A 26,230-nucleotide genomic window follows, 5' to 3' on the forward strand; every position below is an offset into this window, starting at 1 on the left:
GACCTCAGTGCGGTCTCCATGCACCCTCATCCGGGGTCAGCGACCACTGAAAACGGGCGCTGCAGAGGTCTGATGGCGCAGAGAAGCGCCCCTCGCCACGGAGAGTGGTGAGGGGCGCTTCGCATCGGTACTACGGGTCGTTACACCCCGTAGTACAGCTCGTACTCGAAGGGGTGCACGCGCACTGCCATTGGCAGGATCTCGTACTCGCGCTTGTAGTCGATCCAGGTCTGGATCACTTCTTCGCTGAAGACACCGCCCTCAAGGAGGAACTGGTGGTTCGCCTCGAGTGCATCAAGGGCCTCGTCGAGCGAGCCGGGCACCTGCGGGATGTTCTTCGCCTCCTCCGGGGGAAGCTCGTAGAGATCCTTGTCGATCGGCTCCATCGGCTCGATACGGTTGCGGATGCCGTCGAGGCCGGCCATCAGCTGCGCGGCGAACGCGAGGTAGGGGTTACCCGAGGCGTCGGGTGCGCGGAACTCAATGCGCTTCGCCTTCGGGTTGGAGCCGGTGAGCGGGATGCGCACCGCAGCCGAACGGTTGCCCGCCGAGTAGGCGAGGTTGACGGGCGCCTCGTAGCCCTTGACCAGGCGGCGGTAGCTGTTGATCGTAGGGTTCGTGAACGCGAGAAGCGCTGGCGCGTGGTGCAGAATGCCGCCGATGTACCAGCGGGCCACATCCGAGAGCTGAGCGTAGCCGTTCTCGTCGTAGAACAGCGGCTCGCCGCCCTTCCAGAGCGACATGTGGGTGTGCATGCCCGAACCGTTGTCTCCGAAGACAGGCTTCGGCATGAAGGTTGCGGTCTTGCCCCACAGCTCGGAGGTGTTCTTGACGATGTACTTGAACTTCAGCACATCATCGGCAGCCTTTACCAGCGTGTCGAAGCGGTAGTTGATCTCCGCCTGGCCGGGAGCGCCAACCTCGTGATGTGAGCGCTCAAGCTGGAGACCAGCCTCGATCAGTCGCAGCGAAATATCGTCACGCAGATCCGCCTGCTTATCAACGGGGGAGACAGGGAAATAGCCGCCCTTGGCTGGGGTGTGGTGGCCCAGGTTGCCGCCCTCGTCGGCGCGGGCGGAGTTCCAGCCGGCTTCCTCGGAATCGATCTCGAAGAAGGTGCGGCGGGGGGTGGTCTCATGACGCACCGAGTCGAGAATGTAGAACTCGGCTTCGGGTGCGAAGAACGCGGTGTCGGCGATGCCCGTGGAGGCGAGGTACTGCTCTGCCTTCTTCGCGATCTGACGGGGATCCTTCGAGTAGATCTCACCGGTGCGCGGGTTGAAAATGTCGCAGACCAGGATCAGGGTGCGCTCGGCGCGGAATTGATCGATGTAGGCGGTGCTGACATCGGGGATCAACTGCATGTCGGACTCAGCGATGCCTGCAAAGCCGCGGATCGAAGAGCCGTCGAACATCTGCCCGATCTCGAAGAACTCGAGGTCGACGGTGGATGCCGGGATGTTGAAGTGCTGCTGCACGCCGGGGAGGTCGACGAAGCGGATGTCGACGAACTTGACGTCGGTCTCCTTGATGAAGTCGATCACTTCTTGGGGGGTGGTGAACATACTGCTCCTCGATGTCAGATCGGCCGTGCGTTCACGACGTCGCAGGCCGATTGCTTGGTACCAGCCTATGCGAGCCTGATTTCAAATCCGTGATTCGTGTGTTTCGCGGGTGTTACACGGGGGTGCGGATAGCCCTGAACAGGATCAGGCACGGATCAGCACCGTCCCTGCGATCTTGTCGTGGAAGCCGCGCTGATCGGAGTCCCACACGAGCACCGGGATCACGAGGCACAGCAGCAGCGTGCGCACCACTGGCCGCCACAGGCCCACCCAACCACCGGCGATCGGCACGACGCGCATACCGAGCAGGCGGTGACCGATGGAACCGCCGATGGTGGGGATGAACACGATCTGCATCACTGCGAAGATCAGGTAGTTCCACCACTCGGGATGAGCGCCCCCGATGAGCAGGTACGCCGGCAGTGCGGCGAGCCCCCAGTCGAGGAGGATCGCGAGCGTTCGGCGGCCGAGCCGGGCAACGGACCGCGGGCCCGCATCGGGGAGACCGAGGCGCTCACCCGGCCACTTGCTGGGCTCGAGATCGCCGAATCGTTGCGGAGCGGAGGGCGCTGGCATGGGGCTCAACGCGGGCGCTGCGGGCGAACCCGATTGGGGTCCATGCCTTTGGGGATGCCCACAGGTGTGGCCTGTAGCGAGGAGAGCCGGTTGTAGACCGCAGCAACCTCATTGCGGTTGAGCTTGGGCTTCAGGCGAACCAGTGTCTTTGAGAGCTTCGGCAGCGGAACGCCGTCGCCGTCGGGCCCGACATACAGGTGCACGACCTCGACGTTGCGAAGCGCGCGCTTGATCTTGCGTTCCTCGTCGGCCGCCATGCGCTCGGTGCGCTGGCGGGAACCCTCCGAGATCAGCACGACACCTCCGCGGCCCACCACCCGGTAGACCGCATCCTGGTTGCGGTTCATCGCGACGGGAACCTCGGATCCGCGCCAGGAGCGGCGCAGAGCGCTCTGCACAACCGCGCCCACAGCACCCGGTCGCCCTTCGATCTGCTGGTACGCCATGCGTTCGGCGCGTCGGCCGAGCATGATCATTACCAGCAGGATGCCGACGAGCACACCCGTGACTGGCCAGATGATCCACCCGAACCAGCCGCCGGGCAGCAGCCACGCGAGCAGCACGGAGACTGCCACGGGGGCGATGAAGCACAGCAGTAGCACCCAGGGGAGGTTGCGATCGTGAACCTTGGTGGTCTTGTAGATCTCCACCATCTGCCTGATGCGACCGTTGCGCTTCGCCTTCTCTGCTGCCATGCCATCTAGGATATCGGCTCTTGCCGTGCCTGCCGACCGCGCGGCGCCTCTCGACACCCGTAGGGAGTCGGATGTTCGCTCACAGCAGCAGGATTCGGCGAACTTCGGGCGAGTTCTCCACAGATGCCTTTTGTAAGAGTCGTCCACAGTCGCGCACCGGCGAGACTGGTGTCGCGCCCGGGCTCATCTCCGGGAGTCGCAGAGGGAGCAGCATGAGACGAAGCGCACGCACGGTTACGCGGGCCGGAAGTGCCTCGCGGCTCGCGGCCAGGGCGGAGCGGATCTGCCTTGCAGGAATCGAACTCAGGTCACTGGGGGGCTGCGCAGACCCCCGCGGCGGATCAGGCCGCTTGCCAGACGCCCACACCCACGATCGAGGATGCACGGCAATTGGGTTGCCGATTCGTCGCCTCACGAGCGCCGTGCGCGCCTGGGACACCACCGGAGCTGCTGGGCTCGTCTGTGAGGCTCTCGAAGAGGCCGTGGGCGATATCGAGGCGCTCGGAGGCCAGTGGGACCTACAATTCGCGTGCGATGCGATTTCCTATGCGTTGCGCCAGAGGATCACGCCCGCGCCGTGGCAAGACCCATGCAATGAAATGGGCCGCGGCCGCCGATAAGGCGACCGCGGCCCACGCGGGTTCTGATACGGATCAGATGCCGAGGTTGCCCTCGAAATCGCCGGCCTCAAGACGCTGCTTCACCTGGGTGAGGAAGCGGGCGGCGTCTGCACCGTCGACGATGCGGTGATCGTAGGAGAGTGCCAGGTAGACCGTCGAGCGCACCGCAATCGAATCACCTTCGGGGCCCGAGATCACAACAGGCTTCTTCACCACAGCGCCGGTGCCGAGAATCGCGGACTGCGGCAGGAACACGAGCGGGGTGTCGAAGAGCGCCCCACGCGAACCGGTGTTGGTGAGGGTGAAGGTGCCACCGCTCAGCTCATCGGGGGTGAGCTTGTTGTCGCGAGTGCGCTCGGCAAGATCCGCGATCTCGCCCGAGATCTGCGCGAGGTTCTTCTCACCAGCGGCGCGCAGCACCGGGGTGAGCAGACCGCGCTCCGTGTCGACCGCGATGCTGATGTTCTCGGTATCGGGGTAGACGATCGAGTCGCCGTCAACGGTCGCGTTGATGATCGGGTAGGTGCGCAGCGCCTCAGCCGCGGCCAAAGCGAAGAACGGCAGGAAAGAGAGCTTCGAGCCGGTCTTCTGCAGGAACTCGTCTTTCTTCGCCTGACGCAGACGCGCGACGCGCGTCACGTCGACCTCGACGACGGTGGTGAGCTGTGCGGTGCTCTGCAGCGATGCCACGGCCCGCTCAGAGATCACCTTGCGCAGGCGGCTCATCTTCTGCGTGGTGCCACGCAGCTCCGATACCTGCACCGCGGGGGCAGCTACTGCCGCGGGTGCCGAGCTCTTCGTCGTCTCGGCGGCGGCCAGCACGTCTTCCTTGCGGATGCGGCCACCAACACCGGTGCCCGCGACCGCCGACAGGTCGACGCCGATTTCGTGAGCGAGCTTGCGCACGATCGGTGTCACGTAGCCTGCGGAGGCTGTCGACTGCGCCTGGGCAGCGGGCTGCTGTGCCGCAGCGGGCTGAGCAGCAGCTGCGGGCTGTGCCGCAGCGGGCTGTGCCGCAGCGGGCTGTGCAGCAGCTGCGGGCTGCGCGGGTGCCGCGGCCGGCTGTACCGTCTCGGCAGCAGGTGCGGGGGCCTCGGCTGCCGCGGGCTGTTCAACGGCGGGGGCCGCCGGCGCGGGGGTGGCCTCGGCCGCCGGCTGGGCGGGGGCGGCCTGGGCAACGGCACCGCTGCCGACGCGCGCGAGCACGCCGCCGACCTCGACGGTGTCGTCCTCCTGCACCACGATCTCCTGCAGCACGCCCGCAATCGGCGAGGGCACCTCGGTGTCAACCTTGTCTGTCGACACTTCAAGGAGAGGCTCATCGACCTCGACGGTCTCACCGACACTCTTCAACCAGCGGGTCACCGTGCCCTCGGTGATGCTCTCGCCGAGGGAGGGCAGCACGATGTCCTGCGCGTCAGCGGAGGTGGGGGCAGCCGGTGCTTCTTGCGCCGCTGCGGGCTGCGCGGGAGCAGCTGCGGGCTGCGGGGCCGCGGGGGCTTCAGCGGCAGGTGCCGCGGGCGCCTCGGGAGCCGCAGCAGCAGGTGCCGCGTTCTGAGCGGATGCACCGCTGCCGTCACCCACGCGTGCGAGCACGGCACCGACCTCAGCGGTCTCGTCCTCCTGCACGAGGATCTCTTCCACCACGCCAGAGACGGGGGAGGGGATCTCGGTGTCGACCTTGTCTGTCGAGACTTCGAGCAGGGGCTCGTCGACCTCGACGGTATCGCCCACGTTCTTCAGCCAGCGGGTCACCGTGCCCTCGGTCACACTCTCGCCCAGTGCGGGGAGGACCACCGATTCACTCATCGTGCTTATCTCCTGTTTCGTTCGTAAAAGTCTGTCGCCGCGCTCAGATGGCGTGCAGCGGCTTGCCGGCGAGCTTCAGCATGGCCTCGCCGATGGTCTCGTTTTGGGTCGGGTGGCCGTGGATGAAGGGGGCGACGTCTTCTGGGTACGCTTCCCAGTTGACGATGAGCTGTGCTTCGCCCACGAGCTCGCCAACGCGGGCACCGATCATGTGCACACCCACCACGGGGCCGTTGTTCACGCGCACGGCCTTCACCGTGCCGGCGGTGCCCAGGATCGAGCTCTTCGCGTTGCCCGCGAGGTTGTACTCGTAGCTGCTCACGTTTTCGGCGCCGAACTGCTCTTTAGCCTTGGCCTCGGTGAGCCCGACGGACGCGATCTCAGGGTCGCAGTAGGTGATCTTCGGGATGTTGACGTCCTGCACCACGACAGGTGCGAGACCGGCGATCTCTTCGGCAACGAAGATGCCCTGCTGGTAGCCCCTGTGCGCGAGCTGCAGGCCGGGAACGATGTCGCCGACGGCGTAGACGCCGGGCACGTTGGTGGCGAGCCGCTCATCGGTAAGCACGAAGCCGCGATCCATTGCGATCCCGACCTCCTCGAAACCGAGGCCCTGCGTCGCGGGGCCGCGACCGACGGCGACGAGCAGGTAGTCGGCTGCCAGCTCGGTGCCGTCTTCGAGCGACACCGAGACGCCGTTTGCATCCTGAGAGACCGACTTGAAGCGCACGCCGATCTTGAAGTCGATACCGCGCTTGCGGAAGGCGCGCTCGAGCTGCTTCGAGACAGACTCCTCTTCATTGGGAACCAGGTGGGGGAGACCCTCCACGATGGTGACCTCAGAGCCGAAGGAACGCCACACGCTGGCGAACTCCACACCGATCACGCCGCCGCCAAGGATGACTACTCGCTTCGGGATCTCCTGCAGTTCGAGTGCGTGCTCGCTGGTGATGACGCGGCCACCGATCTCAAGCCCGGGAAGCGAGCGTGAGAATGAACCAGTGGCGAGCACGACGTGCTTGCCACTGATGCGATCCTCGCCCACCTGCACCGTGGTGGGCGAGACGAGGCGGCCCTCTCCGGCGATGACAGTGATGCCGTTGGCCTTGAGGAGACCCTGCAGGCCCTTGAACTTGCCCGCCACGAGGTTCTCGCGGAATCGGGTGACGCCTGCGATATCGACGCCGGAAACGCTCGTGAGCACGCCGTACGCCTCACCGTCGCGCGCCACATCGGCGATCTCGGCAGAGTGGAGCAGGGCCTTGGTGGGCACGCAACCGCGGTGCAGGCAGGTGCCGCCGAGCTTGTCCTTCTCGATGACGGCGGCGCTGAAGCCGAGCTGCGTCGCACGGATGGCGGCTGCATAGCCGGCGCTTCCGCCGCCCAGAACGACGATGTCAAACTGCTGATCGGCCAAGTGGGATCTCCCTCGGGGTGTTCGCAATGTGTCTCGGCGGCCCGGGGTGGTGTCGGGCGCACTGCGTCCAGCCTACACCCGGCGCTGTGTGGTGGCTCGGGTGCTCCGCATGCGGCTGGCCGGTTCGCTGTCGGCGTGACGGCGCACGGGCGCGCCGTGCTCGTGGCTTCGTAGGATGGAGGCGTGACCGATTCGATCTTCTCCGCAGACTACGCCGAGCGACGGGCGCGGGTGCCGCGCGGCCTGCCGCTCGTTGTTGCCATGCAGGGGCTGACCGATGCCGGCGGCGCGGTCTCGCAGCTCGAGGAGTATCTCTGGGATCGCTACGAGCCTGAAGAGCTGGTGCGTTTCAACGCAGACCTGCTGCTCGACTACCGCGCGCGTCGGCCGGTCATCACTTTCGATGAGGATCACCTCGTCGATTACTCTCCCGAGGAGCTCATGCTCAGCCTCGTGCACGACGAGCTCGGCAAGCCGTTCCTGCTGTTGAGTGGGTACGAGCCCGACTTCCGCTGGGAGCAGTTCATCGACACGGTGTTGCTGCTGGTGCACGAGTTCGAGGTCTCGATCACGGTGTGGTCGCACGCGCTTCCCATGCCGGTGCCTCACACTCGGCCAATATCGATGACGGTCAGCGGATCGCGTGATGATCTCATCGAGGAGCGCTCGGTGTGGCGTCCGACCACTCGGCTGTCGGCCTCTGCGGCGCATGTGCTCGAGTATCGGCTGCACAGCCTCGGTGAGGAGGTGGTGGGATTCGCGCTGCTGATCCCGCACTATCTCGCGAACACCGAGTACCCGGAGGCCCTCTACGCGGCTCTCGACGGCATCATGGCGGCAACAGGGCTGATCCTATCGACCGACTCGGTACGCGAGGCCTCACGTCGTTTCATGACGCAGGTTGACGAGCAGATCGCCGGAAATCAGGAGTCGCTCGATATGGTGCGCACGCTTGAGGGGCGTTACGACGCATATATGGAGGATCAGACCATCCGTTCGCCTTTGATCGGCGAAGACGGCATGATTCCGACCGCGGAGCAGCTGGCGAGCGAGCTTGAGCGCTTCCTCGCGGAGCGCCAAACCGGATCCGATTCCGACGATGATTCAGGCGCCGGATCGGACGGCGATAGCGGACTCGGCGGCGGTCGCTGAGGGCACTGCAGCGGCTGTCAGATGGGGCGCGCTCGGCATGCAATAATAGAGGTTGTAGCCCATTCAATCCGGCGTTATCCCGTGCTCGGGAATACGACGGGCTTGACATGGGTTTTCATGCTGTGAGCACTCGTCGATGCCATCGACGGCTCAGGCGGAGACACCAGACAGAGAGGCGGCTGCGTGGCAACTGCATCCACGACCAGGACTCGTGCAACGTCCGCGAAGGCGGCGAAGAAGGATTCCGAGACGGCCGATCAGGTCGCAACGGAGGAGGTCGTCGAGGCCGCGGCACCGAAGAAGGCGCCGGCGGCGAAGAAAGCCCCCGCCGCCAAGAAGGCTGCGCCCAAGAAGGCCGCGTCGGCAGCTCAGAAGCCTGCCGGGCGTCGCGCGAGCAAGAAAGACGATCTGCTCGACGAAGTCGACGCCGAGGTCGATGAAGAGAACGCAGAAGCCGAGGAGGAGAAGCCCAGCCCCGTGGTGGCCGAGCCTCTGCCCACCGGTGCAATCGTGCTCAAGGCCTCCGATGAGGAGGACGTGCCCACTGTCACTACCGCAATCCCCGGTGCAACCGCGGATCCGGTGAAGGACTACCTCAAGCAGATCGGCAAGGTTGCGCTGCTGAATGCCGCTGAAGAGGTCGAGCTTGCGATGCGAATCGAAGCAGGCCTGTTCGCGGAGGAGAAGCTCGCGACTGAGAAGGGCCTCTCGAAGAAGCTCACCCGTGAACTCAAGTGGGTGGCTCGTGACGGCCAGCGCGCGAAGAGCCATCTGCTCGGCGCGAACCTGCGCCTCGTGGTGTCGCTCGCGAAGCGCTACACGGGACGCGGGATGCAGTTTCTCGACCTCATTCAGGAGGGCAACCTCGGCCTGATCCGCGCGGTTGAGAAGTTCGACTACACCAAGGGCTTCAAGTTCTCGACCTACGCGACCTGGTGGATCCGCCAGGCCATCACGCGCGCCATGGCTGATCAGGCTCGCACCATCCGCATCCCGGTGCACATGGTGGAGGTCATCAATAAGCTCGCGCGCGTGCAGCGTCAGATGCTGCAGGATCTCGGCCGCGAGCCCACCCCTGAAGAACTGAGCCGCGAGCTCGACATGACCCCTGAGAAGGTCGTCGAGGTGCAGAAGTACGGGCGCGAGCCCATCTCGCTGCATACCCCGCTTGGTGAAGATGGCGACAGCGAGTTCGGTGATCTCATTGAGGACACCGAAGCGGTCGTGCCGGCCGATGCGGTGGGCTTTACGATGCTGCAGCAGCAGCTCGAGCAGCTGCTCGATTCGCTCTCCGAGCGCGAAGCCGGAGTGATCCGCATGCGCTTCGGCCTCGGTGACGGGATGCCGAAGACGCTCGATCAGATCGGTGACACCTTCGGTGTGACGCGCGAGCGCATTCGCCAGATCGAGTCGAAGACGATGGCGAAGCTGCGTCACCCCTCACGCTCGCAGCAGCTGCGCGACTACCTGGAGTAAGTCGCCAGCAGGCGCATAGCCGAAGCGCCGCCCCTCGAAGTGATTCGAGGGGCGGCGCTTCGTGTGTGCTGCGGGAAAGTTCTAGGCCCCGAGGCGGTGGCTCTCGTCGTGCCATACCTCTGCCATCGGGCGCAGCTTCTCTTCATGCTTGTGGGCGTGGTGGGCGCAGAAAAGCAGCTCACTGCCGCTGAGCATCACTCGCACATATGCCTGGGCGCCGCAGCTGTCGCAGCGGTCCAAGGCGCTGAGCGGGCGATCCGCCGCCTCGACCTCGGTCGCACGATCTTGCTCGAGTGTCGTCATGGCATCCTCCCGTTCGTCCGATCAATCGTTCCACCTCTATCCAAGCACGCCGAGGTGATTTTCGTGCCTCAGCGAGCCCGGGTTCGCTGTGCGCGTAGCCCCGCATCGCGCGGGATCCGCACTCGCCGAGCGATACGACAGTCCACGTCGGTGGTCTGCCCTAGGGTAGATGCGTCCGTCGAGCAGAGGAGATCCCCACAGTGGCATCGGAGCGTTCAGCGACCGGGGCGGCAACGTCCACCTCAGCGGAGTCGAGCTACTCCGCCAGGCACCTCACCGTGCTCGAAGGTCTCGAAGCGGTGCGCAAGCGGCCCGGCATGTACATCGGCACGACCGATTCGCGCGGTCTCATGCACTGCCTCTGGGAGATCATCGACAACTCCGTCGACGAGGCCCTGGCAGGACACGGCCGTGAGATCGGCATCACCCTCCACGAAGACGGCAGTGTGACGGTCTCCGATCAGGGGCGCGGCGTGCCTGTCGATGTCGAGCCGAAGAGCGGCCTGTCCGGCGTCGAACTCGTCTTCACGAAGCTGCACGCTGGCGGCAAGTTCGGCGGCGGCGGCTACGCCTCTTCCGGTGGTCTGCACGGCGTCGGCGCATCGGTGGTGAACGCACTCTCTTCCCGGCTCGACGTCGAGGTCGATCGCGACGGCAAGACCTGGGCGATGTCGTTCCGTCACGGCGAGCCTGGCATCTTCGACGGCGATGGTCCCGATGCCCCGTTCACCGCGTTCGAGGATTCCTCGGAGTTGCGCGTCGTTGGCAAGGTGAAGAAGGGCGTAACCGGCACCCGCGTGCGCTACTGGGCCGATCCGCAAATCTTCCTCGCCACCGCCCGCTTCGAACCCGATGCTCTCGTGGCCCGGGCACGTCAGACCGCGTTCCTCGTGCCCGGCCTCGCCATCGAAATCACTGATCGTCGGCCTGAGTCGCTCACCGAGGCCGGTGAGCCGCCGGTGCACCGCTTCGAGTACGAGGGTGGCATTTCTGAGTTCGTCGATTTCCTCGCGGTCGATGCGCCCCTCACTGAAACTTGGCGGATCATCGATTCCGGCACCTTCACTGAGACGGTGCCCGTGATGGACGAACAAACCGGGCACCTGGTGTCGCGCGAGGTGGAGCGCAGCTGCGAGGTCGATATCGCATTGCGCTGGGGCACCGGCTACGACACCGAGGTGCAAACCTTTGTCAACATTATCTCGACGCCGAAGGGCGGCACGCATCTCAGCGGCTTCGAACAGGGGCTCACTCGTTTCTTCCGCAAGCAAATCGAGCAGAACGCTCGCAAGCTGAAGGCCGGCAGCGACCGGCCCGACAAGGACGACATTCTCACTGGTCTCACCGCAGTGGTGACCGTGCGTGTGCCAGAACCTCAGTTCGAGGGCCAGACCAAGGAGGTGCTCGGCACCGCTGCTGTGCGCTCCATCGTCTCCCGCGCCATCGTGAAGGGTCTCGACGAGCGTTACGCCTCGACCAAGCGCGACGATAAAGCCCAGACGAGCGCCCTGCTCGAGAAGATGGTCTCCGAGATGAAGGCCCGCATCGCGCTGCGAGCTCAGCGGGATACCGCGCGTCGGAAAAGCTCACTCGAAAGCTCGTCGCTGCCGGCGAAGCTCATCGACTGCCGCTCGAAGAACGTGGCCGAAACCGAGCTGTTCATCGTCGAGGGCGATAGCGCACTCGGCACGGCCCGCCCTGCGCGCGACAGCGAGTTTCAGGCGCTGCTGCCGATTCGCGGCAAGATCCTCAATGTGCAGAAAGCCTCTGTCGCCGAGATGCTGTCGAATGCCGAGTGCGGTGCCATCATCAAGGTCATCGGTGCGGGGTCTGGCCGTGATTTCGAGATCGATTCGGCACGTTACGGCAAGGTGATCCTCATGAGCGACGCCGATGTTGATGGCGCGCACATTCGCACGCTGTTGCTCACGCTGTTCTTCCGCTACATGCGGCCGATGCTCGAGGCGGGGCGCGTCTACGCCGCAGTGCCGCCGCTGCACCGGGTGATCGTGCAGAACGCCGGGCGCAAACCGAACGACGTCATCTACACCTACAGCGAACGCGAGCTGACGGTGTTGCTCGCCGATCTGCGCAAGCGCGGTAAGAAGTATCAGGAGCCCATTCAGCGGTACAAGGGCCTCGGTGAGATGGATGCGGATCAGCTCGCGGAGACGACAATGGATCGTTCGCAGCGCACGCTGCGTCGCGTGCGTGTGGAGGATGCGCAGGCCGCCTCTCGGGTATTCGAGCTGCTGATGGGCAACGAGGTTGCTCCACGCAAGGAGTTCATCGTGGAGAACGCCGACGATCTCGACAGGGAGCGCATCGACGCGTAGCGTACAGCGGACCGGCCGAGCTCACGGGCGGTCGGCCCGCTGCTAGGCTTGAAAGCGATAGCGCCTAGGGTTCCGGGGTCGCGGTGTTCGCACCTGATCCGTCTGGTCCGAGCGGTGCCACGTCGGGTTCCATGATCCGGCGTCATCTGACAGGACAAAAGCCCGGAGGAACCTCGCCCGTCGCGCCGTTCGCGATCGGGCAGAAGGTTCTGCCGTGCCCATTTCAGCCCTGTTTCTCGTGCTCGCTGCGGCGATCACTCACGCGGCGTGGAACATCATCGCGCACGGTTCGAGCCGTTCCGGTGTGCCGTTCCTCTGGTGGGGCTTGGTGGCGAGCACCCTCCTCTGGGCTGCTGTGGTGCCCGTTACCGGCGGGCTCGGCACTGCCTCGGCCGGCGCGTTCCTGCTGGGTGTCGGTGTTTCCGGTGCACTGCATGTGCTCTATATGCTCGTGCTGCAACGCGGCTATGCGCGCGGTGATCTTTCCACGGTGTACGCGACGGCGCGGGGCACCGCTCCCATCCTCACTGTGGTGGTGGCCGTCGCGCTGCTCGGCGAGCGCCCCGGCCCTGGCGCGCTCATCGGTGTGCTACTGGTGATCGGAGGTGTTGCGGCGTTTGGTGTTGTCGGCCGACCCGGCCGAGGAGTGCGGCGGCGTCGCTTCGATCCCGGGCTCGTCTATGGGCTCCTGACAGGGGTGGCGATTGCCGCCTACACGGTGTGGGACGCTCACGCAGTGGCGGGCACGGGAATCGCGCCTGTGGCGTTCATGGTGGGGTGCACGCTCGCCGAGATTCCGCTTTTCTCCGTGATGCTGCTGCTTGAGCAGCGCGGAGGAGCGATCGCGCGGCTGCGTGAGGAGCTGCGCCGCAATAGGTTGCGTTTGCTCGCCTTTGGTGTGCTGTCGCCGCTTTCCTACGTGCTCGTGTTGACGGCTGTGACACTTGCGCCGGTGTCGTTGGTGGCGCCTGTGCGTGAGGTGAGCGTGGTGCTGGTGGGGCTCTACGGTGCGATCCGCTACAAAGAAAACCGACCGGTGCTGCGGCTGCTGGCCGCGGGGATCGTGGTGGTAGGGGTGCTGATGGTGGCGCTGTGACGCAGGCATGCGGGGGCGGATCGCCGGCCGCTGATGTGGCACGGCCCGCTAAGGCCGTGCCACATGAATGCTACGGGGCTTCGCCGACGTAGGCTGCGGCACCGTCGATGGGCTGCCCGGAGCCGTCGCGCTTGCCGAGTTCGCTCGGCAGCTTGCGAGCTGTGCCGTCGGCGGCGAGAGCGCGAGGTTCACCGGTGCCGATCCACGCGCAGGCGATCTGGTCTTCCCACTTGAGGAAGCGTTGAGCTCGCACACCGCCGGTGGCGCGCCCCTTCGCTGGGAACTCCGACCACTCGGTCACCTTCGCAGTGGCGACGTCGGTGCCCGGCAGAGTGATCGAGCTGTCGGCGACGGTGACCACGCGAGCCTCTGCGCCGTTGGGCACGGCTCCCGCGAACACGACCCGTGCTTCGTTGCCGAGGCGGATCCCCGCCATTCCGGCGGCGGGGCGACCCTGCGGTCGCACCGAGGATGCCGCGAAGCGCAGCAGCTGCGCATCGCTCGTTACCACCGCGAACTCGCTGTCGTCTGGCGCCGCGAAGGCGCCGACGAGGCGGTCGCCCGCTTTCAGCCCGATCACCTCGAACGAGGGCTTCGCAGGGAGGTCGGTGAGCACCACACGCTTCACCGTGCCCTGCTCGGTAAAGAGACCTACTGGCGTTTCGACGTCGAGCGGCACGAGACCCACGACGCGGAGCTTTTTGTCGGTGAGGCCCAGGTAATCGGCGATCTTCACGCCGGCCGAGAACGCGATGGATGCGGCCGGCACGAGCGGCAGGTCGACGGGGGTGAAGCGGTGCAGGGTGCCGTCGGAGAGGATCGCGCCCAGCTCGCCCCGCACAGTGCCGTCGGCGCGCGACACCACGGCACCGTGCTTGGTCGCCCGGGCTGCGGCGCGGGGCGACTCTGCGGCCTCGGGGTCGCGGTCGATGCGTAGCGCGCGGCCCGTCGCCGAGAGCAGCACCGTGCAAGGGGTGTCGGCCACTTCGAGCGAGGCCGCGGATGCTGAGGCGCGCGCTGGTCGCGCCACCGCTCCGGTGAGCACGGTGCGTCGTGGGGTGCCGAACGCTTCGGCCGCCTGGTCGAGTTCGGCGGCGACGACGCCGCGGAGCTTCTCGTCGCTGCTCAGAATTTCGAGCAGGGCCTCAATCTCGGCACGCAGCTGGTCTCGCTCGGATTCGAGCTCGACCCTGGAGAACTTCGTGAGGCGGCGCAGGCGCAACTCGAGGATGTACTCGGCCTGCGGCTCGGAGAGGTCGAACACCTGCATGAGCCGCGTGCGGGCCGTCTCGGCGTCGTCGCTCGTGCGGATGAGTTGGATGACCTCGTCGATGTCGAGGATCGCGATGAGCAGGCCTTCGACGAGGTGCAGCCGTTCGCGGCGCTTCTTCAGGCGGTATTCGCTGCGGCGCGTAATCACCGAGACGCGGTGGTCGAGGAAGACCCGCAGCATTTCACGCAGGCCGAGCGTCTGCGGCTGCCCCTTCACCAGAGCCACCGAGTTGATGCTGAACGAGTCTTCAAGCGGGGTGTAGCGGTACAGCTGCTCGAGCACGGCCTCAGGCGAGAACCCGGTCTTGAGGGTGATGACGAGTCGCAACCCGTTCTTGCGGTCGGTGAGGTCGGCCACATCGGAAATGCCCGAGAGCTTTTTCGCTTCGACGCCCTGCTTGATCTTCTCGATGACGCGCTCGGGGCCGACGAGGTAGGGCAGTTCGGTGACGATCAAGCCGGTGCGTCGCGGCCCGAGCGGCTCGACCGACACCTTTGCGCGGGTGCGGAACGCGCCGCGCCCGGTGCGGTAGGCGTCTTTCACACCGTCGAGACCGACGATGATGCCGCCGCCCGGCAAATCTGGGCCCGGGATGAACTCCATGAGTTCGTCAATGGTGGCCTCCGGGTGATGCAGCAGATGCTTCGCGCCGTCGACGACCTCGATGAGGTTGTGCGGGGCGAGGTTCGTGGCCATGCCGACAGCGATGCCACTGGCACCGTTCACCAGCAGATTGGGCACCGCTGAGGGCAGCACCTCCGGCTGCATGATCTGGTTGTCGTAGTTGGGCACGAAGTCAACGACGTCTTCGTCGAGCGCTTCGGTCATCGCGAGCGCGGCGCCTGCGAGGCGCGCCTCCGTGTAACGCGACGCGGCTGGGCCGTCATCAAGCGAGCCGAAGTTGCCGTGGCCGTCGACGAGTGGCAAACGCATCGCGAATCCCTGGGCGAGGCGCACAAGCGCATCGTAGATGGACGCGTCACCGTGCGGGTGCAACTTGCCCATCACCTCGCCCACGACGCGCGCCGACTTCACGTGGCCCTTCTCGGGGCGCAGGCCCATGTCCTGCATCATGAAGAGGATGCGCCGCTGCACGGGCTTGAGCCCGTCGCGGGCGTCGGGAAGAGCGCGCGAGTAGATCACCGAGTAGGCGTACTCGAGAAATGATCCCTCCATCTCCTGCGAGATGTCGATGTCTTCGATGCGTTCCCCCGCGGTCTCGTGCGGGGCGTCACTTCGGGATTCGGTCATAATGGAGATCATGCTACCGACGACCGCCGACAACGGTGCGAGGCTGGCCGCGATTCTGCCAAGCGGGATCTCCGCGGTCGCCAGGGGGCTCGGCGTCGATCCGCGAGCAGCGCTCGAGATCACCCCGGGCGTGCCAGTGCCCGACACCGCCAAGCTCCCCGCGATCCGCTCCTTCGTGATGATCGTGGTCGACGGCCTCGGCCACGCGAATCTGCAGGCCCGCAAGGGGCACGCCCCGGCGCTCGCCAAGCTGCCCAAACGGCGCATCGAAACCGTTGCCCCATCGACCACGGGTGCGGCGCTCACCACGCTCACCACCGGGCGCCTGCCCGGTGCGCACGGATTGATCGGCTACCGGATCCGCCACCCAAAGCTCGGCCTCGTAACCACGTTGAAAGATTGGCAGGGCATCGAGGATCGCTCGGCCTGGCAGCGAGCGACGCCGCTGTTCACGGTCGCCAGCGCTATCGGCGCTCGGCCCGTCGCGATCGGGCGACCGGCGCACGCTACAGGCGGCCTCACTGAGGCAATTCTCAGCGGTGCTGAGTACGTACCAGGGCAGCGGATCGAGGATCGCTTCGCGGCCGCGTCGCAGCTGCTGCGGCGCGGCGAGCCTATCGTGGCGTATCTCTACATCGACGAGCTCGACAAGGCGGCGCATGAGCACGGCTGGCAGAGCGACGCCTGGGCGCGGTGGCTCGAACGTTTCGACGCCGAACTCGATGCGTTCTTGCGTACGCTGCCTGGAGACGTTGGGGTCGTTGTGACAGCCGATCACGGCATTGTCGACGTTGGCGCGCACCAGCAAGTGATGCTCGACGCCGATACCGAGCTGTTCGCGGATGTCGACGAGGTTGGGGGAGAGCCCCGCTTCCGCTCACTGTTCCTGCTCGACGGTGCCGACGCGCAGGCAGTCGCGCGCCTCTGGGCCGAGGCCGAGGGTGCCCGCGCGTGGGTCGCGACGCGAGAGGAAGCCGTCGCTTCCGGGTGCTTCGGTGCTGTCGCGCCGGAGGTTGCGCAGCGGATCGGCGACGTGGTGATCGCGGCGCGCAAGCAGGTGGCCTACTACAGCTCAGCCGACGATCCGCGCTCGCTCGACATGGTGGGGCAGCACGGGTCGTTCAGCGAGGACGAGCGAGGCGTGCCGCTTGTGCTGGCGGGTGCGCTCGCGGGCAGCGGCTTCGCTTCAGCCGTCGCAGCAGCGACGCCGGCGTTTTAGACAGCGCCTCGCGGGCGTTGCCGAGACCCCCTACGCCGGGTCCTCGTCGCTGCGGGTGCCGAAGAGGATGTCATCCCAACTGGGAATCGAAGCGCGGCCCTTTCGCCCGCCTCGTTCGCCCTCCGACGATTCGCCCTTGCGGCCGGAGTCTGGCTTGCGGTTTGCCTCGTTCTGGCGGGCCAGCTCGGTTTGCTCCGTCGTATGCTCAGTTGCCTCTGGGGCGCCGCTCACGGCACCCCAGATGCTGCGCGGGGGAGTTGGGATTGGTTCAGGATCGGCCGCAGGAGCGGGAGGAGCCGGAGGCACGGGCTGCACACTGGGGTGCACTGGCGTCGGCCGTTCGAGCGGCTCCTCCGCGGTGTTCCGGCTGCGATCGCGCTCGCCACGTCGTTTGCGCAGAGCGTCGAGCAGATCCGCGGTTTGGCTCAGATCGGAGTCCGCAGCCTCCGACTTGATCGCGCGCTGATCGATCTCGCGACGACGCTGGTACTCGGCGTTCGCGTCGGAGAGTGGGGCGGGGAGGTCTGCAGTGGTCTCTGGTTCGACGGGGTCACCGTGCGCTTCTGCGGCGTCTTCGGAAGCAACTGATTCAGCCTCGGACGATTCGCGGAAAGCCCCGGAGTCGAAACGCGGTGAGGCATCGGCTGCATCGACGGCACGCAGCTTCGGGATGAGCCTGTCTCCGACATCGCCCTGCTTCGACAAGTTGACGGCGTCGGGGTTGACCGGGGAAAGCAGGCCCTTGCGGTGCTCAAACGCCCAGACCGCGCGATGCGCAACATCGTGGGAGATGAACTCGAGGGCGATCATCCAACCAGTCTCGGGATCACGCCATGACGACCACTCACTAGTGTCACATCCGAGGCCGATGAGACGCTCAGCGATCACGGCGCCGAAGCGCTGATCGCCGTCATCGTCCGATCCGGTGCGCACGGGTACGGCGTGGGCGCGTTCGAGCACATAGTTGCGCTCGGCGATCACGGGCTCCTCATAGCGCTCGATGTCGGCCTCGTCGAGGCCGGTCAACTGCGCGACCTGCGAGCGTGTCTTTCCAGCTCTGATGAGGGATTGGATTTCGCGTGGGCGCACGCGGGAAGTGTCGCGCTCCCGCCGGCCCAGATGGCGCATTTCGCTGAGCACGGCATCGTCGACGACGAGACGGAACTCCTCGCCGGCGTCGTTGGCAACGATCAGCGAACGCTCTTCGCGTCGCACAAGGCGCAATTCGTCCATCGGCGCTTCCCTTCGTGAGTCGCGACCCAGGCTGCCACAGATCCGCCGTTCCTCTGGGTATTGACGCGGCGCGTGCCCCAGAATGCCGCGGAGAACATGCCTGCGAGACTTCGCGTACAGAGAAATCCGAGGCGAAGAGTTTGCGCCGAACCGTGATCGTAGGGCAGACTATGGCCGCTCGAACGATGAGGTGCCGCTCCCGCGGCACGGGAATGCAGGAGAGAATGGCCACCGATTACGACGCCCCGCGCAAGTCCGAGGAAGAAGCCGAGTCGATCGAGGCTCTGAAGGAACGCGGACCCGCCAAGGGAGCCTCCGGTATCGACTCGGAGGATGCCGACAACCCGAGCTTCAACATCGGCGGATCGGACCTGTCCGACGTCGAGCTCGACGTGGTAGTGCTGCCGCAGCAAGACGACGAGTTCACCTGTGTGAGCTGCTTCCTGGTGCGCCACCGCTCGCAGATGGCCGAGGAGACTGATCTCGGACCGGTCTGCGCGGAGTGCGCAGCCTGAATCCAGCAGGCGATTCAGCGCATGCCGCACCGGGGCCTTAGCTCCGGGAATGCGCTGCCTGAATTCAGCCAGCGGAGAGTCGTGTTCTGTCCGAGGCTCTCGCCTCGGGCAGAACACGAGTCAGCCCTTCGCGGCCTCGATCGCTTCGGCGAGCTTTTGCGGGTGCCGCGTGGTGATGATCCAGAACGGTGCCGGATCAGCGGGGTCGATGTTCTCGATCCGCACACCTCGGTGAATCCACCCGCGCACCACGAGGTAGCTGCGCGCGTCGACGCCCGGCCCGATTGCTGCGCGAATGCCCTCTGAGCCGAGCAACTCGATGCTGCCGAGCTGCTGCACCGGGATCTCGGCCCGCCCGGCCGTCAGGCGTTGCCCCTGCACGGTGATCAGCGGGCACATGAGCGTCACCGCGACGGCGACGATGAGGTACGCCGCGATGCCTACCGGCAAGGCGAGTGTCGAATCGATCGGGGTGAGTACCAGCGCGACCGCGGGCACGAGCAGCAGCAGGGCGATGTAGAGGCCGACCCCGGGGAGCAGTCGCTCCCGGTAGGCACGGGCGGTGGGCGCTGCGTCTGATCGACTCGTCATGCCTCCATTATCCCAGCGTCGCGCGGGGAGGATGCCGAGCGCCGAGGCTCGGCTGCTGAGGCGCACAGGGGTTCTCGGTCGGATCCGGTAGCCTGTCCGGGTGACCGATGTCGTAGAGATTCCCATTCGAGCCGAGATCCCCCCGCGCTATGCGCACGCCGATGATGCCGGGGCCGACCTGTTCGCCTCCGAATCGGTGCTGCTGGAGCCTGGGGAGCGTGCGCTGATCGGCACGGGAGTGGCCATTGCACTGCCCGAGGGCTACGCGGCTTTCGTGGTGCCTCGCAGTGGTCTTGCCGCAAAGCACGGCATCACCGTGGTGAACTCGCCCGGCACGGTGGACGCCGGATACCGCGGTGAAATCAAGGTGACGCTGCTCAACACGGATCGCTCCGAACCGTTCCAGGTGGAGGCCGGCGACCGGATCGCGCAGCTGATCGTCACCCCGGTGTCTCGCGCGGTATTCGTGCCGGTGTCCCAGCTGCCTGAAAGCGTGCGTGGCGAGTCAGGGTTCGGATCGACAGGAGTGCGCGGCTGAGACCGCGCTCCCACAATTGACGGAGAGCCCGGAAGCCCGGGCACGAATAAGGAGTGTTCCGAGGATGAGCGAAGAACGACAGGCCGACGAGGTCGAGCTGAGGGAGCCTCAGGCGCCGCAGATCGACGATGCGAAGTCGGCGCCCGCGGATCGGGCCGAAGCGGGCCCCTTCGACGCGAGCGAAGTTCCTGCGATGCGCCCCTACGTGGATCTGGGCGGCATCAAGGTGGCGCCGCGCGAGGGGCTGCAGTTGCGTCTTGAGGTCGATGAGCGCGCGAATCGCGTAGTTGCAGTGTCGCTCGACTATGCGGAGTCGCTGCTGCAGGTGCAGGCTTTCGCTGCGCCGAAATCCACTGGACTATGGCATGGCGTGCGCGCTGAGCTTGCGCAGCAGATGGCTGGCCAGGGAGCGGCGCTTGTTGAGGAAGATGGCCCGCTCGGTCCAGAGCTTGTGGCGCAGACTGCAGTTCCGGCGGAGCAGGGCGGCGGCACCCGTGTTGCGCGCTTCATCGCAGTGGACGGCCCTCGCTGGATGCTGCGCGGCGTGATCATGGGCAAGGCTGCCATTGATGTGGCGACTCGCGAGCGGGTGATGGATCTGTTCCGTGAGCTCGTTGTGGTGCGTGGCGAGCAGCCGATGCCTCCGAGCGAACTGTTGCCGCTGCGCGTGCCGGCAGGTGTGCAGGCGCAGCGCCAGGAGCCTGCCGCAGGTGGGGTTCAGCAGGCGTGAGCGCCAGACCCGACGACGCATCCGAGGGGCTTGAGGCAACGACCGGCCCCGATGCGCGTGCTCTGGGGTCTCGGGGCGGCTTGGGCGGTGTTGTCGAGGCTGGGATGCACGGCGAGGGCGTCTCGGCACGGGGCGTGCTCGATGCGATCGGCGGTTGGCGCGGGATCGCGGAGGCACTGGTGCCGGCAACGCTCTATTTGGGCGTGTACATCGTCACCCGCGACGCCCGGGTGGCGGCGATCGCGCCTCTCGTGATTGCGCTGCTCGCTTTCGGCTGGCGGCTGATCCGTCGGGAGCCGGTTTCTGCGGCACTGTCGGGTTTGGTGGGTGTGCTGATCTGTGTGGCAGTGACGATGTTCACCGGCCGCGGCGAGGATTACTACCTGCCCGGATTCTGGATCAACGCGGCGTGGATCGTGGCGCACACGGTGTCGCTGCTTGTGGGCTGGCCGCTGATCGGTCTGCTGCTCGGCTTCCTGCGCGGATCACTCACGGAGTGGCGGCGGATCCCGGTGCTGCGGCGCGCTGCGAAGCTCTGCACGGTGTTCTGGATTGCCGCCTTCGGCGCGCGTCTCGCCGTGCAGCTGCCACTCTATTTCGCTGCGGAGCGCGGCGGAGGAGACGCTGCGGTGGATGCGCTGGGACTCGCCCGGCTGCTGATGGGTGTTCCGCTGTTCGCGCTGGCCGCGATCTTGACCTGGCTTGTGCTGAGTCGGGTGTCTGCGTCGCTCGCAGAGCAGTCGAACACGACCCCATCATCTGATGATTAAGCGCCCGAAACCGTTGCAAAAGCAGGGGTTCCGCCTCCGGTAGAGTGATCGAAGAGCGCCCGCAGTGGGTGTAGAATTATCTCGACATCGAGATATCTTGCCTGCGGGCAGGGCGCCGAATACGGCGTGTCGTGACATGAGTGGAGGAACTGCAATGGCAGCGGTCAACAGCTTCGGAGCGAAGGGCACTCTCGCCGTAGGCGAGCAGGAGTACGAGATTTTCCGTATCGATCAGGTGCCGGGACACGAGCGCCTGCCCTACAGCCTGAAGGTGCTGCTCGAGAACCTCCTGCGCACCGAAGACGGCGCCAATGTCACCCGCGCGCACATCGAGGCGCTCGGCGGCTGGGATCCCTCCGCAGAGCCCAACACCGAGATCCAGTTCACTCCCGCGCGCGTGATCATGCAGGACTTCACCGGCGTTCCCTGCGTCGTCGACCTCGCTACTATGCGTGAAGCGGTCGTCGATCTCGGCGGCAGCCCCGACAAGATCAACCCGCTCGCGCCGGCTGAGATGGTGATCGACCACTCGGTGATCTCCGATGTCTACGGCACGCCCGGCGCTGCGGCGCGCAACGTCGAGATCGAGTACCAGCGCAACGGTGAGCGGTACCAGTTCCTCCGCTGGGGCCAGGGCGCCTTCGACGAGTTCAAGGTGGTTCCCCCGGGGACCGGCATCGTGCACCAGGTCAACATCGAATACCTGGCACGGGTCACCTTCACCCGCACTGTTGACGGCGTGCTGCGCGCTTACCCCGACACCTGCGTGGGCACCGATTCGCACACCACCATGCAGAACGGCCTCGGCATTCTCGGCTGGGGCGTTGGCGGCATCGAGGCCGAGGCCGCGATGCTCGGCCAGCCCATCTCGATGCTCATCCCGCGTGTCGTCGGGTTCAAGCTGTCGGGTCAGATCCCCGCTGGTGTGACCGCTACCGACGTGGTGCTCACCATCACCCAGATGCTGCGCAAGCACGGCGTCGTGGGCAAGTTCGTCGAGTTCTACGGCGAGGGCGTCGGCTCGGTGCCGCTCGCCAACCGCGCCACCATCGGCAACATGAGCCCCGAGTTCGGCTCGACCGCGGCCATGTTCCCGGTCGACGATGTCACCCTCGACTACATGCGCCTCACCGGTCGTAGCGAGGAGCAGATCGAGCTGGTGCGTGCGTACACGCAGGCGCAGGGCATGTGGCACGATCCTGCCCGCGAGCCGCAGTTCAGCGAGTACCTCGAGCTCGACCTCAGCACCGTGGTGTCGTCGATCGCAGGTCCGAAGCGCCCGCAGGATCGCATCGAGCTCAGCAACGCGAAGAGCCAGTTCGAAACCGACCTCAAGAACTACGCCCAGGCCGCGAACCCCGCCAAGGTGAAGGATCAGGCCGGCAACGAGTTCGAGCTCGATCACGGCGCGGTCACCCTCGCGTCGATCACCTCCTGCACCAACACCTCGAATCCCTCCGTGATGCTCGCGGCCGGCGTGCTCGCCCGCAATGCCGTCGCCAAGGGCCTCAAGGCGAAGCCGTGGGTGAAGACCACCCTCGCTCCCGGCTCAAAGGTTGTCACCGACTACTACGAGAAGTCTGGCCTCAAGCACGACCTCGAAGCGCTCGGCTTCTACACTGTCGGCTACGGCTGCGTCACCTGCATCGGCAACTCGGGCCCGCTGAACGAAGAGATCTCGCAGGCCGTCAACGACAACGACCTCGCCGTGACGGCAGTTCTCTCGGGCAACCGCAACTTCGAGGGTCGCATTAACCCCGACATCAAGATGAACTATCTCGCGAGCCCGCCGCTCGTGATCGCCTACTCGCTCGCGGGCACCATGGACTTCGACTTCGAGAACCAGCCCTTGGGCGAAGATTCCGAGGGCAACGACGTCTACCTCCGCGACATCTGGCCCGATCCCGTCGAGGTGCAGCAGATCGCCGACGCCTCGATCGGCTCCGAGATGTTCGTCGAAAAGTACGCCACGGTCTTCGATGGTGACGAGCACTGGACCTCGCTCCCCACCCCCGACGGAAACACCTTTGCCTGGGATGAAAAGTCGACCTACGTGCGCAAGGCGCCCTATTTCGACGGCATGCAGCGCGATCCGGAGCCCGTCAGCGATATCTCGGGTGCGCGCGTGCTGCTGAAGCTCGGTGATTCGGTGACCACCGACCACATCAGCCCCGCCGGCAGCTTCAAGGCAGAGACCCCCGCGGGTCAGTACCTCGTCGCCAACGGCATCGCCCCGAAGGACTTCAACACCTACGGCTCGCGTCGAGGCAACCACGAGGTCATGATCCGCGGCACCTTCGCGAACATCCGCATCCGCAACCAACTGCTCGCCGCCGAGAACAACGGCGCCGGGGTCGAGGGGGGCTTCACGCGCGATTTCACCCAGGAGGGCGCACCCCAGGCCTACGTTTACGACGCCTGCCAGAACTACCAGGCCGCGGGCATTCCGCTCGTCGTTCTCGGCGGCAAGGAGTACGGCTCGGGCTCGTCTCGCGACTGGGCGGCGAAGGGCACCAGCCTGCTCGGCGTGAAGGCCGTCATCACCGAAAGCTTCGAGCGCATCCACCGCTCCAACCTCATCGGTATGGGCGTGCTGCCGCTGCAGTTCCCCCAGGGTCAGAGCGCCGACAGCCTCGGCCTCGACGGCACTGAGACCTTCGACATCACCGGTGTTGAGCAGCTAAACGAGGGCGTCACCCCCAAGACTGTCGCGGTCACCGCAACCAAGGAAGACGGCTCGCAGGTCGCCTTCGACGCGATCGTGCGCATCGACACCCCCGGTGAGGCCGACTACTACCGCAACGGTGGCATTCTGCAGTACGTGCTGCGCTCGCTGGTCTGAGCCAACACCATCTGAACCAACACCGCCTGCGCTGCGCGTGGCCGGCACTATGAACACTGTCTGAGCCAGCACCGCACGAAAGCCCGCACCGCCCTGAGTCCTCGACTCGCTGGGGCGGGGCGGGCTTTCGTCTTGGCCGGGCGCGGTAGACTCGGGGGATGCCCGGCGCATTCCGCCGGAACCGACAGCGGAGGTGGCGAGTGGCGATCCTGGATCGAATCGAAACACCCCGAGACCTCGACGCACTCACTCCCGAGGAGTGCCGGAAGCTCGCGGCCGAGATCCGGGAGTTTCTCATCGCCGAGGTTGCGAAGACCGGCGGTCACCTCGGCCCGAACCTGGGTGTCGTCGAGCTCACGATCGCGATTCACAGGGTGTTCGACTCACCGAGGGATCCGATCGTCTTCGATACCGGCCATCAGAGTTACGTACACAAGCTACTCACGGGCCGTAGAGACTTCTCGCGGCTACGTCAGCGCGGCGGGCTCGCCGGCTACCCGCAGCGCTCCGAGAGCGAGCACGACATTGTCGAGAGCTCACACGCCTCGAGCTCGTTGAGCTGGGCCGATGGTATCTCGCGAGCATTCGCCCGGCGCGCCCAGCACGACCGGCACGTGGTTGCCGTCGTGGGTGACGGTGCCCTCACCGGCGGGATGACGTGGGAGGCGCTCAACAACATCACCGATGACAACGACCGCAACCTGGTGATCGTCGTCAACGATAACGGTCGGTCTTATGCCCCCACCATCGGTGGCATGGCGCGCTTCCTCAACGGTGTGCGCACCTCGACGAGCTACCGCGAGCTGCAAGAGGGCAGTGAGCGCTTCTTCTCTGCGTTCGGCGCTCCCGGCCGTACCGTATACCGTGCCACGCGCGGGGCGATGCGCGGCATCGCGAGCCGGGCATCGGGTAACCAGGATCTCTACTCGAATCTCGACATCAAGTACGTGGGCCCCATCGACGGCCACGATCTCGAGGCTGTTGAGCGAGGGCTGCGGCAGGCGAAAGATTACGGCCGCCCCACGCTGGTGCACGTCATCACTGAGAAGGGGCGCGGCTACGCTCCCGCAGAAAACGACGAGGCCGACCAGTTCCACTCGGTGGGCAAGATCAACCCCGATAGCGGTGTGCCCGTGCAGGCGGCATCCGGTGCAAGCTGGACGTCGGTGTTCCGTGAGCGGATCGTGGAGCTTGCTGCGGGCGACGAACGCATCGTCGCGATCACTGCTGCCATGCTCGCACCCACCGGCCTCGACCTGCTCGCCGAACGACACCCTGAGCGCGTATACGACGTGGGGATCGCCGAGCAGCACGCGGTCACGAGCGCGGCAGGGCTCGCCTACGGTGGGCTGCACCCTGTGGTCGCGATCTACGCGACCTTCATGAACCGCGCCTTTGACCAGCTGCTCATGGACGTCGCTCTGCACCGCGCGGGCGTCACCTTCGTGCTGGATCGGGCGGGCATCACCGGCCCTGACGGTGCGAGCCACAACGGTGTCTGGGATCTCGCGACGCTGCAGATCGTGCCGGGCATCAGGATCGCCGCACCCCGAGACGAGGCGACGCTGCGGGAGCTGCTGGGGGAGGCCGTGCTGGTGGATGACGGCCCCACGGTGATCAGGTATCCGAAGGGCTCGGTGGGCGCGCCGGTGCCGGCCGTGCGGCGCCTCCACGATGGTGTCGACGTGCTGCTCGAAGCACACGAAGGTGCGTCGGGCAGCGATGCTGACAGCGCTGAGCAGACCGACACGTCATCGACTGACGTGCTGTTCGTCACTGTGGGCCCGATGGCTCGGGTGGCCCTTGCAGCCGCCGCAATCCTCGCCGAGCAGGGCATCACGGCCACGGTTGTGGATCCTCGCTGGGTGGTGCCTGTTGCACACTCGGTCACCGAGCTCGCACGCAGCCACCGTTTGCTCATCAGCATCGAAGATGGCATTCGTGTGGGCGGCGTCGGTACACGTATTCGGCAGGCGTTGCGCGATGCCGGCGTGGACACGGCGGTGAGCGAGCTCGGCACGCCTGATGCGTTCCCGGAGCACGCCTCCCGTGAGGAGCTGCTGCAGGACGCGGGCCTGACCGCTGAACAGATCGCTACGGCGGTGGCGGATCAGGTGCGCGGAAAGCGGATCCCGATCGCCCGCCCGGAGTAGCCGCCACTCGCGGCCACATCTTCATATAGGCAAGAGCCCCTGCTCGGACATGACCCGAGCAGGGGCTCTG

Annotated in this window: 20 protein-coding genes; 11 read left to right on the plus strand and 9 right to left on the minus strand. The window is 66.0% G+C overall.

Annotated features, from left to right (window positions below; genetic code table 11):
- Positions 1-140: 140 nt before the first annotated feature.
- The 5 genes from glnA to lpdA all read right to left on the minus strand — a co-directional run bounded on the left by glnA (position 141) and on the right by lpdA (position 6,682).
- Entirely contained in the window at positions 141-1,565 is a 1,425-nt protein-coding gene (gene glnA / locus WFL22_RS04035; protein WP_336991573.1) for a type I glutamate--ammonia ligase, read from the minus strand.
- Positions 1,566-1,709: 144 nt separating this feature from the next.
- Entirely contained in the window at positions 1,710-2,141 is a 432-nt protein-coding gene (locus tag WFL22_RS04040) for an RDD family protein (protein ID WP_336651013.1), read from the minus strand.
- Positions 2,142-2,146: 5 nt separating this feature from the next.
- Positions 2,147-2,836 (minus strand): DUF4191 domain-containing protein, encoded by a 690-nt coding sequence (locus tag WFL22_RS04045; RefSeq protein ID WP_336651012.1) that lies wholly within the window; start codon positions 2,834-2,836, stop codon positions 2,147-2,149.
- 653 nt (positions 2,837-3,489) lie between these two features.
- The gene (sucB, locus tag WFL22_RS04050; protein WP_336991576.1) at positions 3,490-5,265 is read right to left on the minus strand and encodes a 2-oxoglutarate dehydrogenase, E2 component, dihydrolipoamide succinyltransferase; all 1,776 of its coding nucleotides are present in this window, start codon (positions 5,263-5,265) and stop codon (positions 3,490-3,492) included.
- A gap of 43 nt (positions 5,266-5,308) precedes the next feature.
- The gene (lpdA, locus tag WFL22_RS04055; protein ID WP_336991577.1) at positions 5,309-6,682 is read right to left on the minus strand and encodes a dihydrolipoyl dehydrogenase; all 1,374 of its coding nucleotides are present in this window, start codon (positions 6,680-6,682) and stop codon (positions 5,309-5,311) included.
- Positions 6,683-6,865: 183 nt separating this feature from the next.
- On the opposite strand from lpdA, the gene WFL22_RS04060 reads away from it, so the two are divergent.
- Together WFL22_RS04060 and WFL22_RS04065 are read left to right on the plus strand one after the other, a co-directional pair.
- On the plus strand, positions 6,866-7,834 hold the full coding sequence (locus WFL22_RS04060; protein WP_336991578.1) for a proteasome assembly chaperone family protein: 969 nt from the start codon (positions 6,866-6,868) through the stop codon (positions 7,832-7,834).
- A gap of 183 nt (positions 7,835-8,017) precedes the next feature.
- Positions 8,018-9,310, plus strand: coding sequence for an RNA polymerase sigma factor (locus WFL22_RS04065; protein WP_336651008.1), 1,293 nt, complete (start codon positions 8,018-8,020; stop codon positions 9,308-9,310).
- 81 nt (positions 9,311-9,391) lie between these two features.
- On the opposite strand, the gene WFL22_RS04070 is transcribed toward WFL22_RS04065, so the two are convergent.
- A complete protein-coding gene (locus tag WFL22_RS04070; protein WP_336991579.1) occupies positions 9,392-9,613 on the minus strand; it encodes a DUF7455 domain-containing protein in 222 nt (73 codons plus the stop codon).
- Positions 9,614-9,813: 200 nt separating this feature from the next.
- Here WFL22_RS04070 and WFL22_RS04075 point away from each other — a divergent pair, with 200 nt between their 5' ends.
- Together WFL22_RS04075 and WFL22_RS04080 are read left to right on the plus strand one after the other, a co-directional pair.
- Complete coding sequence (locus WFL22_RS04075; protein ID WP_336991580.1) at positions 9,814-11,949, plus strand: DNA gyrase/topoisomerase IV subunit B; 2,136 nt, start codon at positions 9,814-9,816, stop codon at positions 11,947-11,949.
- Positions 11,950-12,163: 214 nt separating this feature from the next.
- A complete protein-coding gene (locus WFL22_RS04080) occupies positions 12,164-13,045 on the plus strand; it encodes an EamA family transporter (RefSeq protein WP_336991581.1) in 882 nt (293 codons plus the stop codon).
- 70 nt (positions 13,046-13,115) lie between these two features.
- On the opposite strand, the gene WFL22_RS04085 is transcribed toward WFL22_RS04080, so the two are convergent.
- On the minus strand, positions 13,116-15,569 hold the full coding sequence (locus WFL22_RS04085) for a DNA gyrase/topoisomerase IV subunit A (protein WP_336991583.1): 2,454 nt from the start codon (positions 15,567-15,569) through the stop codon (positions 13,116-13,118).
- Between the two features lie 10 nt (positions 15,570-15,579).
- Here WFL22_RS04085 and WFL22_RS04090 point away from each other — a divergent pair, with 10 nt between their 5' ends.
- Complete coding sequence (locus WFL22_RS04090; RefSeq protein WP_336651003.1) at positions 15,580-16,788, plus strand: alkaline phosphatase family protein; 1,209 nt, start codon at positions 15,580-15,582, stop codon at positions 16,786-16,788.
- Between the two features lie 30 nt (positions 16,789-16,818).
- Here WFL22_RS04090 and sepH read toward each other — a convergent pair whose 3' ends face one another.
- Positions 16,819-18,021 carry a septation protein SepH gene (gene sepH / locus WFL22_RS04095; RefSeq protein ID WP_336991584.1) on the minus strand — a complete coding sequence of 401 codons (1,203 nt, stop codon included), beginning with the start codon at positions 18,019-18,021 and terminating at the stop codon, positions 16,819-16,821.
- A 224-nt stretch (positions 18,022-18,245) separates the two neighbouring features.
- Between sepH and WFL22_RS04100 the strand changes: the two genes are divergently transcribed.
- A complete protein-coding gene (locus WFL22_RS04100) occupies positions 18,246-18,536 on the plus strand; it encodes a DUF4193 family protein (RefSeq protein WP_336651001.1) in 291 nt (96 codons plus the stop codon).
- A gap of 120 nt (positions 18,537-18,656) precedes the next feature.
- On the opposite strand, the gene WFL22_RS04105 is transcribed toward WFL22_RS04100, so the two are convergent.
- Entirely contained in the window at positions 18,657-19,127 is a 471-nt protein-coding gene (locus WFL22_RS04105; protein ID WP_336651000.1) for a DUF3093 domain-containing protein, read from the minus strand.
- 100 nt (positions 19,128-19,227) lie between these two features.
- Here WFL22_RS04105 and dut point away from each other — a divergent pair, with 100 nt between their 5' ends.
- The 5 genes from dut (at position 19,228) to dxs (ending at position 26,160) form a co-directional block, all read left to right on the plus strand.
- The gene (gene dut / locus WFL22_RS04110; protein WP_336650999.1) at positions 19,228-19,665 is read left to right on the plus strand and encodes a dUTP diphosphatase; all 438 of its coding nucleotides are present in this window, start codon (positions 19,228-19,230) and stop codon (positions 19,663-19,665) included.
- Between the two features lie 64 nt (positions 19,666-19,729).
- Positions 19,730-20,395 (plus strand): DUF3710 domain-containing protein, encoded by a 666-nt coding sequence (locus WFL22_RS04115; protein ID WP_336650998.1) that lies wholly within the window; start codon positions 19,730-19,732, stop codon positions 20,393-20,395.
- Positions 20,392-21,165: a DUF3159 domain-containing protein gene (locus tag WFL22_RS04120; protein WP_336991586.1), complete on the plus strand. Its 774-nt coding sequence runs from the start codon at positions 20,392-20,394 to the stop codon at positions 21,163-21,165. Before WFL22_RS04115 ends, WFL22_RS04120 begins: the two co-directional genes overlap by 4 nt.
- A gap of 154 nt (positions 21,166-21,319) precedes the next feature.
- On the plus strand, positions 21,320-24,007 hold the full coding sequence (gene acnA, locus WFL22_RS04125) for an aconitate hydratase AcnA (protein ID WP_336991587.1): 2,688 nt from the start codon (positions 21,320-21,322) through the stop codon (positions 24,005-24,007).
- 200 nt (positions 24,008-24,207) lie between these two features.
- Entirely contained in the window at positions 24,208-26,160 is a 1,953-nt protein-coding gene (dxs, locus tag WFL22_RS04130; RefSeq protein ID WP_336991588.1) for a 1-deoxy-D-xylulose-5-phosphate synthase, read from the plus strand.
- Positions 26,161-26,230: the final 70 nt, after the last annotated feature.

This window comes from Leucobacter sp. VD1, from assembly GCF_037150695.1.
In the GTDB taxonomy this organism is placed as follows: domain Bacteria; phylum Actinomycetota; class Actinomycetes; order Actinomycetales; family Microbacteriaceae; genus Leucobacter.

Excerpts from the sequence above, each read along its gene's own strand:
- glnA (WP_336991573.1), bottom strand. The coding sequence starts at position 1,565 with ATGTTCACCACCCCCCAAGAAGTGATCGACTTCATCAAGGAGACCGAC.
- WFL22_RS04040 (WP_336651013.1), bottom strand. The coding sequence starts at position 2,141 with ATGCCAGCGCCCTCCGCTCCGCAACGATTCGGCGATCTCGAGCCCAGC.
- WFL22_RS04100 (WP_336651001.1), top strand. The coding sequence starts at position 18,246 with ATGGCCACCGATTACGACGCCCCGCGCAAGTCCGAGGAAGAAGCCGAG.
- WFL22_RS04105 (WP_336651000.1), bottom strand. The coding sequence starts at position 19,127 with ATGACGAGTCGATCAGACGCAGCGCCCACCGCCCGTGCCTACCGGGAG.
- WFL22_RS04045 (WP_336651012.1), bottom strand. The coding sequence starts at position 2,836 with ATGGCAGCAGAGAAGGCGAAGCGCAACGGTCGCATCAGGCAGATGGTG.
- WFL22_RS04070 (WP_336991579.1), bottom strand. The coding sequence starts at position 9,613 with ATGACGACACTCGAGCAAGATCGTGCGACCGAGGTCGAGGCGGCGGAT.
- acnA (WP_336991587.1), top strand. The coding sequence starts at position 21,320 with ATGGCAGCGGTCAACAGCTTCGGAGCGAAGGGCACTCTCGCCGTAGGC.
- sepH (WP_336991584.1), bottom strand. The coding sequence starts at position 18,021 with ATGGACGAATTGCGCCTTGTGCGACGCGAAGAGCGTTCGCTGATCGTT.
- WFL22_RS04115 (WP_336650998.1), top strand. The coding sequence starts at position 19,730 with ATGAGCGAAGAACGACAGGCCGACGAGGTCGAGCTGAGGGAGCCTCAG.
- sucB (WP_336991576.1), bottom strand. The coding sequence starts at position 5,265 with ATGAGTGAATCGGTGGTCCTCCCCGCACTGGGCGAGAGTGTGACCGAG.
- WFL22_RS04085 (WP_336991583.1), bottom strand. The coding sequence starts at position 15,569 with ATGACCGAATCCCGAAGTGACGCCCCGCACGAGACCGCGGGGGAACGC.
- WFL22_RS04090 (WP_336651003.1), top strand. The coding sequence starts at position 15,580 with ATGCTACCGACGACCGCCGACAACGGTGCGAGGCTGGCCGCGATTCTG.